This window comes from Pseudonocardia sp. KRD291 (genome assembly GCF_019263595.1).
Classification (GTDB): Bacteria; Actinomycetota; Actinomycetes; order Mycobacteriales; family Pseudonocardiaceae; genus Pseudonocardia.
Genome location: NZ_JADQDD010000183.1, coordinates 1 through 12,734 on the forward strand (window position 1 = coordinate 1; position 12,734 = coordinate 12,734).

12 protein-coding genes are annotated in these 12,734 nt (G+C 74.0%); 10 read left to right on the top strand and 2 right to left on the bottom strand.

What is annotated here, in order from left to right:
• Positions 1 to 19: 19 nt before the first annotated feature.
• Entirely contained in the window at positions 20 to 898 is an 879-nt protein-coding gene (locus tag I4I78_RS21960) for a hypothetical protein (protein WP_218613351.1), read from the bottom strand.
• A 177-nt stretch (positions 899 to 1,075) separates the two neighbouring features.
• On the opposite strand from I4I78_RS21960, the gene I4I78_RS21965 reads away from it, so the two are divergent.
• The 5 genes from I4I78_RS21965 (at position 1,076) to I4I78_RS21985 (ending at position 7,376) form a co-directional block, all read left to right on the top strand.
• Entirely contained in the window at positions 1,076 to 4,471 is a 3,396-nt protein-coding gene (locus I4I78_RS21965; RefSeq protein WP_218613352.1) for a pyruvate carboxylase, read from the top strand.
• Complete coding sequence (rsmD, locus tag I4I78_RS21970; protein ID WP_218613353.1) at positions 4,468 to 5,049, top strand: 16S rRNA (guanine(966)-N(2))-methyltransferase RsmD; 582 nt, start codon at positions 4,468 to 4,470, stop codon at positions 5,047 to 5,049. The genes I4I78_RS21965 and rsmD overlap by 4 nt, the downstream gene beginning before the upstream one ends.
• Before the next feature lie 62 nt (positions 5,050 to 5,111).
• Positions 5,112 to 5,603, top strand: coding sequence for a pantetheine-phosphate adenylyltransferase (coaD, locus tag I4I78_RS21975; protein ID WP_218613354.1), 492 nt, complete (start codon positions 5,112 to 5,114; stop codon positions 5,601 to 5,603).
• Positions 5,604 to 5,693: 90 nt separating this feature from the next.
• Positions 5,694 to 6,467 (top strand): DivIVA domain-containing protein, encoded by a 774-nt coding sequence (locus I4I78_RS21980; RefSeq protein ID WP_218613355.1) that lies wholly within the window; start codon positions 5,694 to 5,696, stop codon positions 6,465 to 6,467.
• Positions 6,468 to 6,578: 111 nt separating this feature from the next.
• Positions 6,579 to 7,376 carry a GNAT family N-acetyltransferase gene (locus I4I78_RS21985; protein ID WP_218613356.1) on the top strand — a complete coding sequence of 266 codons (798 nt, stop codon included), beginning with the start codon at positions 6,579 to 6,581 and terminating at the stop codon, positions 7,374 to 7,376.
• Between the two features lie 46 nt (positions 7,377 to 7,422).
• Here I4I78_RS21985 and I4I78_RS21990 read toward each other — a convergent pair whose 3' ends face one another.
• Positions 7,423 to 8,844, bottom strand: a complete 1,422-nt coding sequence (locus tag I4I78_RS21990; protein ID WP_218613357.1) for an MFS transporter — start codon at positions 8,842 to 8,844, stop codon at positions 7,423 to 7,425.
• Between the two features lie 312 nt (positions 8,845 to 9,156).
• On the opposite strand from I4I78_RS21990, the gene I4I78_RS21995 reads away from it, so the two are divergent.
• From I4I78_RS21995 to mutM, 5 genes are all read left to right on the top strand, one after another.
• The gene (locus I4I78_RS21995; protein ID WP_218613358.1) at positions 9,157 to 10,107 is read left to right on the top strand and encodes a MinD/ParA family protein; all 951 of its coding nucleotides are present in this window, start codon (positions 9,157 to 9,159) and stop codon (positions 10,105 to 10,107) included.
• A gap of 111 nt (positions 10,108 to 10,218) precedes the next feature.
• Positions 10,219 to 10,800, top strand: coding sequence for a DUF177 domain-containing protein (locus I4I78_RS22000; RefSeq protein WP_218613359.1), 582 nt, complete (start codon positions 10,219 to 10,221; stop codon positions 10,798 to 10,800).
• Between the two features lie 51 nt (positions 10,801 to 10,851).
• On the top strand, positions 10,852 to 11,034 hold the full coding sequence (gene rpmF / locus I4I78_RS22005; protein ID WP_093336954.1) for a 50S ribosomal protein L32: 183 nt from the start codon (positions 10,852 to 10,854) through the stop codon (positions 11,032 to 11,034).
• A gap of 13 nt (positions 11,035 to 11,047) precedes the next feature.
• Positions 11,048 to 11,818, top strand: coding sequence for a ribonuclease III (rnc, locus tag I4I78_RS22010; protein ID WP_218613360.1), 771 nt, complete (start codon positions 11,048 to 11,050; stop codon positions 11,816 to 11,818).
• Positions 11,819 to 11,849: 31 nt separating this feature from the next.
• A partial coding sequence (gene mutM, locus I4I78_RS22015; RefSeq protein WP_218613361.1) for a bifunctional DNA-formamidopyrimidine glycosylase/DNA-(apurinic or apyrimidinic site) lyase occupies positions 11,850 to 12,734 on the top strand: 885 nt, incomplete at its 3' end.

Sequence of the window (12,734 nt, forward strand, 5' to 3'; positions counted from 1 at the left end):
GTTGCGAGGTGGGGAAGCCTCAGCCGGGCAGGGCCCCGCGGGCGGCCTCGTCGACGGCGGCGCGGGCGGTGCGGGGCAGGTGCACGACGCCGGCCCGGTCGAGGCGGTCGAGCTCGGAGCGGGCGCGGGAGTAGGCGACGAGGCGCTCGTGCTCGGAGTCCGAGTCGCGGGCCGTGGTGAGCAGCTTGAGCACCCGCTCGATCGACCCGCGCTCGTGGGTCGGTACGCCCGAGAGGCGGATCCGGTCGGCCGCGTCGAGCGCCGCCTGCCACGCCCGGCTCGCCTTCGCGACGGCGACGGTGAAGGCGGCGTCGTAGGGCGCGCCCGGGTGGTTGTCGGTGTCGAGGGACTGCGCCTCGGCGAACGCGTCGACGAACCGCGCGGTGCTGGGTACCGACACGTCCGACAGGGCGGGGCGGCGCAGCACCTGCATCGGGTCGCACTCGTGCGCGGAGTACTCGACGCGCAGCCGGTCGAAGTCGGCCTTCGCCCGCCGCCACGCCTGCAGGGGGACCTCGGGGGACGGCGCGGACGCGGTGCCCGGCCCGGTGTCGACGGCCCGGGAGCGCCGGAACGAACGCCGCAGCAGCACGACGCCGCCGGCCAGCAGGGCCGCCAGGAACAGGTACGGGATCAGCTTGACCACCGCCCACACCACGACCCCGGTGACGACCGCGACCGCGAGGAACGCGCCGAGCACGACCATCAGGACGTTGCCGCCGTGGCGCCCGTGCCGTCGTCGCATCCGTCGCTCCCGTCTCCGGTCGTGCCGCTCGGCGCAGTGGGTCTCGCGCACGGCCGTCCCGCCGGCCGTCGAGTAGCCGCGCCCGTGGCCGTGTCGCCCGTAGGCGTTGAGGTGCCCGCGGTCGGCCGGACGACGGGGACGGCTCCGTGTCATCTCTCCAAGCTAGCCGGAAAACGCGTGCCGGCGGTGCGGTCGGACGGGTGGTCGGGCCTCAGATGTGGTCGTCGCGCGGGCGCGCGTGCGACGATCACGCGTCCGCCGAAGACCGGGGACGACGGCCCGGGACGACGGGTCGCCCCGACGGCGCAGGTCGAGATGTCGAGGAGAGCGATGTTCCGCAAGGTGCTGGTGGCCAACCGAGGTGAGATCGCGATCCGGGCGTTCCGGGCCGCCTTCGAACTGGGGGTCTCCACGGTCGCGGTGTTCCCGTACGAGGACCGCAACTCGCTGCACCGGGCGAAGGCCGACGAGTCCTACCAGATCGGTGAGCCCGGGCACCCGGTCCGCGCGTACCTCTCCGTCGACGAGGTGATCCGCGCGGCGACGAAGGCCGGCGCGGACGCCGTCTACCCCGGCTACGGGTTCATGTCGGAGAACCCGGACCTGGCCCGGGCCTGCGCGGACGCCGGGATCACGTTCATCGGCCCGCCGACCGAGGTGCTGCACCTGACCGGCAACAAGTTCCGTGCGGTCGCCGCCGCCCGGGAGGCCGGCGTGCCGGTGCTGGAGTCCTCCGACCCCTCCGACGACGTCGAGGAGCTGATGCGCGCCGCGGAGGGGATCGACTTCCCGGTGTTCGTCAAGGCCGTCGCCGGTGGTGGCGGGCGCGGGATGCGGCGGGTCTTCGAGCGCGACGAGCTCCGGGACGCGATGGAGGCCGCGATGCGCGAGGCCGAGTCGGCGTTCGGCGACCCGACGGTGTTCCTGGAGCAGGCCGTGGTGAACCCGCGGCACATCGAGGTCCAGATCCTGGCCGACGCCCACGGCAACGTCGCGCACCTCTACGAGCGCGACTGCTCGGTGCAGCGCCGCCACCAGAAGGTCATCGAGATCGCCCCGGCGCCGAACCTGGACCCGGAGATCCGGGAGCGGATCTGCACCGACGCGGTGAACTTCGCCAAGGAGATCGGCTACGTCAACGCGGGTACGGTGGAGTTCCTGCTCGACGAGCGCGGGCAGCACCACTTCATCGAGATGAACCCGCGGATCCAGGTCGAGCACACCGTCACCGAGCAGGTCACCGACCGGGACCTGGTGATCGCCCAGCTGCGGATCGCGTCCGGGATGACGCTGCCCCAGCTGCGCCTGGAGCAGGAGAACATCACCTGCACCGGCGCGGCGATGCAGACCCGGATCACGACCGAGGACCCGGCCAACGAGTTCCGCCCCGACGTCGGCACGCTCTCGGCCTACCGCTCGCCGGGCGGGCCCGGGGTGCGCCTGGACGGCGGCACCGTGCACGTCGGCGCCGAGGTGAGCGCGCACTTCGACTCGATGCTGGTCAAGCTCACCTGCAACGGTCACGACTTCGCCAACGCCGCCCGCCGGGCCCGACGGGCGATCGCCGAGTTCCGGATCCGCGGCGTCGCGACGAACCTGCCGTTCCTGGCCGCGGTCCTGGAGGACCCGGACTTCCAGGCCGGGCGGGTCACCACGAGCTTCATCGAGGAGCGCCCCGAGCTGCTGCGGGCGCGCCCGTCGGCCGACCGGGGCTCGCGCATCCTGCAGTACCTCGGCGACGTCACGGTCAACAAGCCCAACGGTGAGCGGCCCCAGGTCGTCGAGCCGGCGGACAAGCTGCCCGACGTCGACCTCGACGCCGACGCCCCGTCCGGCTCCGCGCAGCTGCTGCGTGAGCTGGGGCCCGAGAAGTTCGCGGCGCGCCTGCGCGAACAGACCGCCGTCGCCGTCACCGACACCACGTTCCGCGACGCCCACCAGTCGCTGCTGGCGACCCGGGTGCGCACCCGCGACATCACCGCCGTGGCCCCGCACGTGGCCCGGTCGATGCCGCAGCTGCTCTCGATGGAGTGCTGGGGCGGCGCGACCTACGACGTCGCGCTGCGGTTCCTGGCCGAGGACCCGTGGGAGCGCCTGGCCGCGATCCGCGAGGCCGCGCCGAACATCTGCACCCAGATGCTGCTGCGCGGGCGCAACACCGTCGGCTACACGCCGTACCCGACCGAGGTGACCGACGCGTTCGTCGCCGAGGCCGCGCAGACCGGGATGGACATCTTCCGGATCTTCGACGCGCTCAACGACATCTCCCAGATGCGCCCGGCGATCGACGCCGTCCGGGAGACCGGGACGGCGCTGGCCGAGGTCGCGCTCTGCTACACCGCCGACCTGTCCGACCCGGCCGAGGACCTCTACACCCTCGACTACTACCTGCGCCTGGCCGAGCAGATCGTCGACGCCGGCGCGCACGTCCTGGCGATCAAGGACATGGCCGGTCTGCTGCGCCCGCCGGCGGCACGGACACTGGTCACGGCGCTGCGGGAGCGCTTCGACCTGCCGGTGCACCTGCACACCCACGACACCGCGGGCGGCCAGCTCGCGACGCTGGTCGCGGCGATCGACGCCGGGGTGGACGCCGTCGACGGCGCCATCGCCTCGATGGCCGGTACCACGAGCCAGCCCTCGCTCTCGGCCCTGGTGGCCGCGACCGACCACACCGAGCGGGCCACCGGGCTCTCCCTGGCCGCGGTCGGGGACATGGAGCCGTACTGGGAGGCGGTGCGCAAGGTCTACCGGCCCTTCGAGTCCGGGCTGGCCTCGCCCACGGGCCGGGTCTACCACCACGAGATCCCCGGCGGGCAGCTGTCCAACCTGCGCCAGCAGGCGATCGCGCTGGGCCTGGGCGACCGGTTCGAGCTGATCGAGGACTGCTACGCCGCCGCGGACGGGATGCTGGGACGGCTGGTGAAGGTGACGCCGTCGTCGAAGGTCGTCGGCGACCTGGCGCTGCACCTGGTCGGGGCCGGCGTGGAGCCGGCGGACTTCGAGAAGGACCCGGCGAGCTTCGACGTGCCGGACTCGGTGATCGGGTTCCTGCGCGGCGAGCTGGGTGCCCCGCCCGCCGGCTGGCCGGAGCCGTTCCGCACCCGCGCGCTCGAGGGCCGCTCGCCGGAGAAGGAGTCGGCGGTGCTGAGCATCGAGGACCGCCGCGGTCTGATGTCCGGACAGGACGGGGGCGCCGCCCGTCGCGCGACGTTGAACCGGCTGCTGTTCCCCGGCCCGACCAGCGACTTCGAGAGCCACCGGGAGAGCTTCGGCGACACATCGGTGCTCTCGACCAAGGACTTCTTCTACGGCCTGGAGGAGGACCTCGAGCACACCGTGCGGCTCGGGCAGGGCGTCTCGCTGCTAATCGAGCTCGAAGCCGTCTCCGAGCCCGACGAGCGCGGCTACCGCACGCTGCTGACCACGCTGAACGGGCAGCTGCGCCCGGTGTCGGTCCGCGACCAGTCGGTGACGACGGATGTGAAGGCCGCGGAGAAGGCGGACAAGGGCAACGACGCGCACGTCGCGGCACCGTTCGCCGGTGTCGTCACGCTGCAGGTCGACGAGGGCGCGAAGGTCGAGTCCGGCCAGACCGTCGCGACGATCGAGGCGATGAAGATGGAGGCCTCGATCACCGCGCACCGCTCCGGGACCGTGTCGCGCCTGGCCATCGGCGAGGTGCAGCAGGTCGAGGGCGGGGACCTGCTGGTCGAGCTGGAGTGACCCGGCTGATCGCCGGGCGGGCCGGTGGCCGGCGGCTCGCCGTGCCGCCCTCGGGCACCCGGCCGACCTCGGACCGGGTGCGCGAGGCCCTGTTCAGCGCGCTGGAGCACGACCCCGGACTGGACGGCGCCGTGGTGCTCGACGTGTGCGCCGGGTCGGGCGCGCTCGGGCTGGAGGCCCTGTCCCGCGGCGCGCTGGACGCGGTGTTCGTCGAGTCCGACCGGCGTGCGGCGCTGGTGCTGCGGCGCAACGTCGCCGAGGTCGGGCTGGGGGGCCGGGTGGTGACCGGGCCTGCCGGGTCGGTGCTGGGACGGGAGTCCGAGCAGGCGTTCGACGTCGTGCTGGTGGACCCGCCCTACGCCGTGCCCGACGCCGAGGTCGCCGGGTGGCTGGCCGCGGCCGCGGCCGGGGGATGGCTGGCCGACGGGGCCGTCGTCGTCGTCGAACGCGCCCGCTCGAAGGAGCCGTTCCCCTGGCCGTCCGGCATCGAGGGGCTCCGCGACCGCCGCTACGGCGACACCGTCCTGCACGTCGGCACGCATTCGGCTGCGCCCCCCGGCCTCCACGCGCCCTCGTGATCCGGCGTGGACGAACACCGCGGAGGGCGGGCCGGTGATCACCGGCTGATAGGTTGCGCGGCATGTCCGACGCTCGCCGCGCGGTGTGCCCCGGCTCCTACGATCCGCCCACCGTCGGCCATCTGGACGTGATCCGCCGGGCCGCGGCGCTGTTCGACGAGGTCTACGTGGCCATCCTGGTGAACCCGCGCAAAGAGGGCATGTTCGAGATCGACGAGCGGGTCGCGATGCTCGTCGAGATCACCTCGGACCTGCCCGGCGTCCGGGTCGAGGCGTTCTCCGGCCTGGTCGTCGACTACTGCCGCGAGCGGGGCGCGGCCGCGATGGTCAAGGGACTGCGCGGGGCGACCGACTACGACTACGAGCTGCCGATGGCGCAGATGAACCGGCATCTGACCGGCGTCGAGACGCTCTTCCTGCCGGGGGCGCCGGGCCAGGCCTACGTGTCCAGCTCACTGGTCAAGGAGGTCGCGCGCGGCGGCGGCGACATCTCCGGGTTCCTGCCGCCGAAGGTGCACACCCGACTGGTCGAGCGCCTGGCCGAGCGTCGCTGACCCCGCCCGCGCTCACCCGGTGCGGAGCTTGACACGCGGTGGCCCGCGGAATACCGGGGCCCCGTCGGCGACGGTGAGAGGATCAGGACCGTGTACCGGGTCTTCGAGTCGCTGGACGCGCTGGTGACGATCGTCGAGGAGGCGCGCAGCGTCCCCATGACGAGCAACTGCGTCGTGCCGCGCGGCGACGTGCTGGAGCTGCTCGACGACGTCCGGGAGGCGTTCCCGGGCGAGCTGGACGACGCGCAGGACGTGCTCGACCGGCGTGACGACGTCGTCGCCGACGCCGAGCGGGAGGCCGAGGAGACCCGCTCCGCGGCGACCTCGGAGGCCGAGGAGACGCTGCAGAACTCCCGGACCGAGGCCGAACGTCTGGTGTCCGAGGCGCAGGAGGAGGCCGCGCGCACCCTCGCCGAGGCCCGGCACGAGGCCGAGCGCACCGTCGCCGAGGGCCGCAGGCAGTACGCCGAGCTCACCGACCGCTCCCGCGACGAGGCCGAGCGGATGACCCACGCCGGGCGGGTCGCGCACGACCGCCTGGTCGCCGACGGGCAGAACGAGCAGGCCCGCCTGGTGACCCAGTCCGAGGTGGTGCGCGCCGCACACGGCGAGTCCGCCCGGATCGTCGACGGCGCGCACGCCGAGGCGGACCGCCAGCGCCGCGAGTGCGACGCCTACGTCGACTCCACCCTCGGCGAGCTGGAGAACGCGCTCAACGGCGCGCTGGGCACGATCAGCCGGGGACGCAGCCAGATCTGGCGCAACGGGGCCCCGCAGCAGCAACAACAGCAGTACCAGCAGCAGCAGCAACAGCAGGCGCAGTTCAGCGGCCGGTCCGGCACCGGGATGGACCTGATCGACTGAGCCGGCGGAGACCTCCGCCACCCCGGGCGTCACACGCCTTTTACCTCCGGCGGGGCCGGGTAGCCCGATGTCGATCATCGAGACACCCGTCCGACCCCCGGAGATCCGTAGATGAACACTGTTGCCGCCGCACCGTCTCCCGTCCTCGACCGCGTGCTGGCCGGGTCCGATCGCTACAGCGTCGTGGCCACCCGTGACCCCGAGCTGACCGACGCCGCCCAGCGCCTGCGGCACCGGGTCTTCGTCCGGGAACAGGGCCTGCGCTTCGTCGGCAGCACGGCCGGTGGCGAGGACCGTGACGTGGACCGGTTCGACGAGTACTGCGACCACGTCGTCGTCCGCGAGGACGCCACCGGGGAGGTCGTCGGTACCTACCGGATGCTCACCCCGGAGGGCGCCGCCGACGTCGGGGGCCTGTTCTCCGACACCCTGTTCGACCTGTCCGCGCTCGGCGACGTGCGCCGGGACGCGGTCGAGGTCGGGCGGGCCTGCGTGCACCCCGACCACCGCAGCGGTGCCGTGCTCTCGCTGGTCTGGGCCGGCATGTGGCGCTACCTGATCCTCTCCGGGCGCCGGTGGATCCTCGGCAACGGCGACGTGCCGCTGGGCCCGGACGCGACGATGTCGCCGGGGGCCTGGGCGTCGGTGCGTCGCCGGCACCTCTCGCCGCCGGAACGTCGGGTCACCCCGCACCGGCCCGCCACCGTGGGTGAGGGGGACGCACGCCCGTCGCCCTCGGCGCTGCCCGCGCTGCTGCGCGGCTACCTGAGCCTGGGTGCCGAGATCGGTGGCCCGCCGGCCATCACCCCCGGGGTGGAGCGCCCCACCGCGGCGATCCTGTTCGTGCTGCTCGACCGGACCGCGATCGACCCGCGCTGGCGCCGCCGCCTGCTGGGTACCGACGACTGATCGGCGAGGTCACGGGCCGCCGGCCGTCGACTCACCGGCTGCCGGGTCACTGCTCGGCGAGGCGCCGGGCCGGGCCCAGCAGTGCGACCCCGAGCGCCACGACGACGAACGCGGCCGCGGCCAGCAGGCCGGTCGCGGCCGCGGTCCCGTAGCCGTAGCCGTGGCCGTGGCCGGGGCCGGGGCCGGGGGCGTCCAGCCGGCCGAAGAACACCGCGGAGGTCGTCACGACCCCGACGGCGGACCCGATCCGCTGCGCGGTCTGCTGCAGGCCGGCCGCGGTGCCACCGTGCGCGGGTGGGACGTGCGCGAGCGTCAGCGCCTGGTTCGCGGTGATCACCAGCCCGCTGCCGAGGCCGGCGACGAGCAGGGGGAGCGCGGTCCACACACCGGTCAGCGGGCCGCCGGCGCGCCACACCACCAGCGCCGTGCCGGCCAGGCCGACGATCATCGCTGCGGATCCCGTGGCGACGGCGCGGGTGTCGCGCCCGACCAGGCGTCCGCCGGCCAGCGCCCCGGCGACCGAGCCCAGGGCGTAGGGCACCGAGGCCAGACCGGCCGCTAGCGCGGTGTAGCCCAGACCCTGCTGGGCGTACACGGTGAGCACCAGGAAGATCCCGGTCGACCCGGCCAGGTAGGCGCTGCCGATCACCACACCGGGCCGGTAGCCGGGGCTGGTCAGGACCTCGCGCCCGAGGAGGGGTTCGCGCCCGCGGGCCCGGTAGCGCCGTTCCCAGGCGACGAACAGCCCGAGTACGACGACGCCGGCACCGGCGCTCCACCGGGGCGCACCGTCCCCGGCCTCGACGAGCGGGAACAGCACCGCGAACACCGCCGTCCCGAGCAGCAGCGACCCGACGACGTCGAGCGAGCGCCGGGTGCGCTCCGGCCCGCGCCGGGGGAGCAGCGCGGGAGCCGCGGCGAGCATCACGGCCACCACCGGGACGTTGACGAAGAACGCCCAGCGCCACCCGTCGTCCGGGCCGCCGAGGTCGATCAGGACTCCGCCCAGCACCGGGCCCAGCGCCGTCGCGGCGGCGGTGACGGCGCCGTAGACCCCGAAGGCCCGTGCCCGCTCGCGGCCGTCGAACATCTGCTGGATCAGGCCGACGAGCTGCGGCGCCAGCAGTCCGCCCGCGGCGCCCTGGAGCAACCTCCCGGCGATCAGCCACTGCGGGGTCGTGGCCAGGCCCGCGGCGATGCTGAACAGCGCGAACAGCGCGGCTCCGGCCAGGAACACCGCACGCCGGCCGAGTACGTCGCCGAGCCGCCCGCCCGGGACCAGGAACAGACCGAACGTGAGGATGTAGCCGGCGAGGATCCACGAGAGGTCCTCCGGTCCCGCCCCGAGCCCGCGCTGGAACGAGGGGAGCGCGACGTTGACGGTGCTGACGTCGAGGAACAGCAGCCCGTTCGCGGCGCAGCACAGCCCGAGCGCGCCCGACCGGCGCGCGGATGCGGACACCGGCACCGACCCCTCCCCGCCGCCGCGACGTCCGGTCGCGGCCCACGGGCACAACGAGTGCGACGGTCGGGGGTTCCGGATCCCTCCACGGCGGACACCCCGGTGTGTGGTGCCGGTCACACGGTGACTCGGACGCATCCGGCGTAATAGTCTGCGGCGATGGCACGGCAGGTGGAGCCGGACCCGGAGACCTGGTGGCAGCGTTACGGCCACCGCCTCGAAGGTCCTCCGGTCCCACCGAGGGCGGTGCCGGACGGCCCCGGGCCGCGGAGCGCGCAGGCACACGCCGAGACCGGCGACGCGGTGGGGAGAGGCGAGATGGCAACGGCACGGCCCTCGGACGGATCGACCGAGCTCAACGAGGACTCCGTCCTGCGGCCCCGCGCCGCCCGCCCGCGCGAGGGGTGGCGGCGGTTGCTCTACGAGGTCTCCGGCGGCCGGGTCAACCCCGGGCCGAGCGACGCGGAGGAGTCCCGCGGCGCGCTGCTGGCCCGGATCCGCGCGCCGCTGGCCGGGGCGCACCGGGTGGCCGTCACCTCGATCAAGGGCGGGGTCGGCAAGACCACGGTGGCCACCTGCCTCGGCCTGACCCTCGCCGAGAACCGCGGAGACCGGGCCGTCGTGCTCGACGCGAACCCGGACGCCGGCACCCTGGCCGACCGGCTCACCGGCGACTCCCGGGTCACCGTGCGCGAGCTGCTCGACGACCTGGACAAGATCACCTCCTGGACCGACGTCTCCCGCTACACCAGCCTCGCCGGGCGGTTGCAGGTGCTGGCCTCCGAGCAGGACCCGGCCTCGGGCGACGCGTTCCGCAAGGACGAGTACGAGCGGGTCTGCGCGCTGCTGGGCCGCTTCTTCAACATCATCATCACCGACTCCGGCACCGGTCTGGTGCACTCGGCGATGGAGGGCACGCTGGGCCAGGCGGACAGCCTGGTCGTGGTCGGGGCGCCCACCGTGGACGGCGCGTCCCGGGCCAGCAAGACGCTGGACTGGCTCGTCGCGCACGGGCACGGCGAGCTGGCGCGGGACGCGATCGTGGTGCTGTCCTGCGACCGGTCCAGCTCCGAGGTCGACGGCGCCCGGATCCGGGAGCACTTCCGCAGCCGCGTCCGGGCCGTGGTGGAGATCCCGCACGACCCGCACCTGGCCACCGGCGGACGGGTCGACCTGTCCCGGCTGCGCCCCGCCACCGGCAACGCGTTCCTCGAGCTCGGGGCCCAGATCGCGGACGCGTTCGACGTCCGCAACGGGCGTAGTTCATAGGCGCTCCCGCGCAGGGGGTCACAAGCGCTCCCGCGCCGGGGGCCCGGGGATCGCGGGTGCGGCGCCGCGCGGTGACCCCGCCGGCCCGTGACGCGTACCCTGGTCCGGGTCATGAACACGCATCACAGGAGCACCCCCCGGCTCGACGAGAACGACCCGTGGGTGTTCAGCACCCGCGAGCTGGCCCGTCGCCCCGGCACCCGACGCACGGTCCAGAGGGCCGTGCCCGCCCCCACCGGCGACGAGGCGATCGGCATCGTCGGCGTGCTCACCGTGCCCGACGGCACCGACGTCGGCCTGGACCTGAGCCTGGAGTCGGTGACCGAGGGCGTCTACGTCTCGGGTACCGCGTCGGCCCAGCTGGTCGGGGAGTGCTCGCGCTGCCTGGACCCGGTCGTCCTCGACCTCGTCGAGCCACTCGGCGAGCTGTTCGCCTACCCGGAGTCGGCGACCGAGGAGACCACCGACGAGGACGAGGTCCCGCGCCTGGTCGACGAGCAGTTCGACCTGGGCCAGACGGTCCGCGACGCGCTGGTCACCGACCTGCCGCTGGCGCCGCTGTGCTCGCCCGACTGCCCCGGTCTGTGCGCCGGGTGCGGGGAGAAGTGGGTGGATCTCGCGCCCGACCACGGGCATGAGACACTGGATCCTCGCTGGGCGGCGCTCCAAGAGCGCCTGCCCTCCACGGACTGACCACAGTCCGGCTGGACCGCCAGTTTTCAACGTTGCTCGAGGAGATTAGCCGTGGCCGTACCCAAGCGCCGGATGTCGCGATCGAACACGCGCTCGCGCCGGTCGCAGTGGAAGGCCACTGCACCGACGCTCGTCGCCTGCTCGAACCGCGCGTGCCGGGAGCCCAAGCTCCAGCACATCGCCTGCCCCACCTGCGGCCAGTACGACGGCCGTCAGGTCACCCGTCCGGCCTGAGCGCTCCTCAGCAGTGGGTGACAAGAGCGTCACCGGTCCTGCACGGGACCGGGGCCCTCTGCTGTCCGCGCTCGCCGTGGACCTCGGCGAGCCGATCCTCACGCTGGCACTGACCCACCGCTCGTACGCGTACGAGAACGGCGGGCTGCCGACCAACGAGCGGCTGGAGTTCCTCGGCGACGCGGTGCTGAGCATCGTCGTCACCGAGCGGCTCTACCTCGACCACCCGGACCTGCCCGAGGGCCAGCTGGCCAAGCTCCGCGCGAGCGTGGTCAACATGCACGCGCTGGCCGGGGTGGCCGAGCAGCTGCCGGGAGGCCTCGGCGCGTACCTGTACCTGGGACGCGGCGAGGAGCTCACCGGCGGCCGGCTCAAGGCCAGCATCCTGGCCGACGCCACCGAGGCGCTGCTCGGCGCCGTCTACCTCGAGCACGGCCTCGAGGTGTCCCGGGAGCTGATCCACCGGCTGTTCGCCGGGTTGCTGCACACCGCCCCGCTGCTGGGCGCGGGCCTGGACTGGAAGACCAGTCTCCAGGAGCTCACCGCATCCGCCGGGCACGGCGTGCCGGAGTACCGGATCGACGAGGAGGGCCCGGACCACCTCAAGATGTTCACGGCCACCGCCGTCGTCGGCGGCCGTGACCTGGGGACCGGGGTCGGCCGGACGAAGAAGGAAGCCGAGCAGAAAGCCGCCGAGCTGGCTTGGCGGGAGCTGTCGCCCGAGGGCGCCGCACCCAGCCTCGCGCCCGGTGGTGGCGCCTCCGGCTCCTCGCCCGGGCGCTGAGAGCCCCCGAGCCCGGAGAACCGGACCGAGAGTGCCCGAGCTTCCCGAGGTCGAGGTCGTCCGCCGTGGTCTGGCCGACCACGTGCTGGACCGCACCGTGGCGCGGGTCGACGTCGGCCACCTGCGGTCGGTGCGCCGGCACCTGCCCGGGCCGGAGGACTTCGCCGCCCGGCTGGTCGGGCGCCGGATCCACGCCGCCCGCCGCCGCGGCAAGTACCTGTGGCTCGACCTGGCCGACGCCGGTGGCAGCGCCGATGCTCGTTCCCCCGGCGCTCCTCCCGGGCCGTCCCCCGGTGACGACGCCGTGCTCGCCCACCTCGGGATGAGCGGCCAGATGCTCGTCGCCGACCCGGGCCGTTCGGACGAGACCCACCTGCGGGTCCGGATCACTTTCGACGACGACGGCCCGGAGCTGCGCTTCGTCGACCAGCGCACGTTCGGCGGGCTCTCGGTGCACCCGCTGGCCGAGGCAGCCGGCGGGGGACTGGTCCCGGAGCCGGTCGCGCACATCGCCCGCGACCCGATGGACCCCGCGTTCTCGCCCGACGAGGCGGTGGCCGCGCTGCGCCGCCGCCGTACCGAGGTCAAGCGTGCGCTGTTGGACCAGACCGTCGTGTCCGGGATCGGCAACATCTATGCCGACGAGGCGCTCTGGCGCGCGCGCCTGCACGGCACCCGCCCGACGGCGGCGCTGACCCGCGCGCAGGGCCGCGCCGTGCTCGACGCCGCGACCGAGGTGATGGCCGAGGCGCTGGAGCAGGGCGGGACGTCGTTCGACGCCCTCTACGTCAACGTCAACGGGGCGTCGGGCTACTTCGACCGGTCCCTGAACGTCTACGGGCAGGCGGACCGGGCCTGCCGCCGCTGCGGCACCCCGATCCGCCGGGACCCGTTCATGAACCGCTCGTCGTTCACC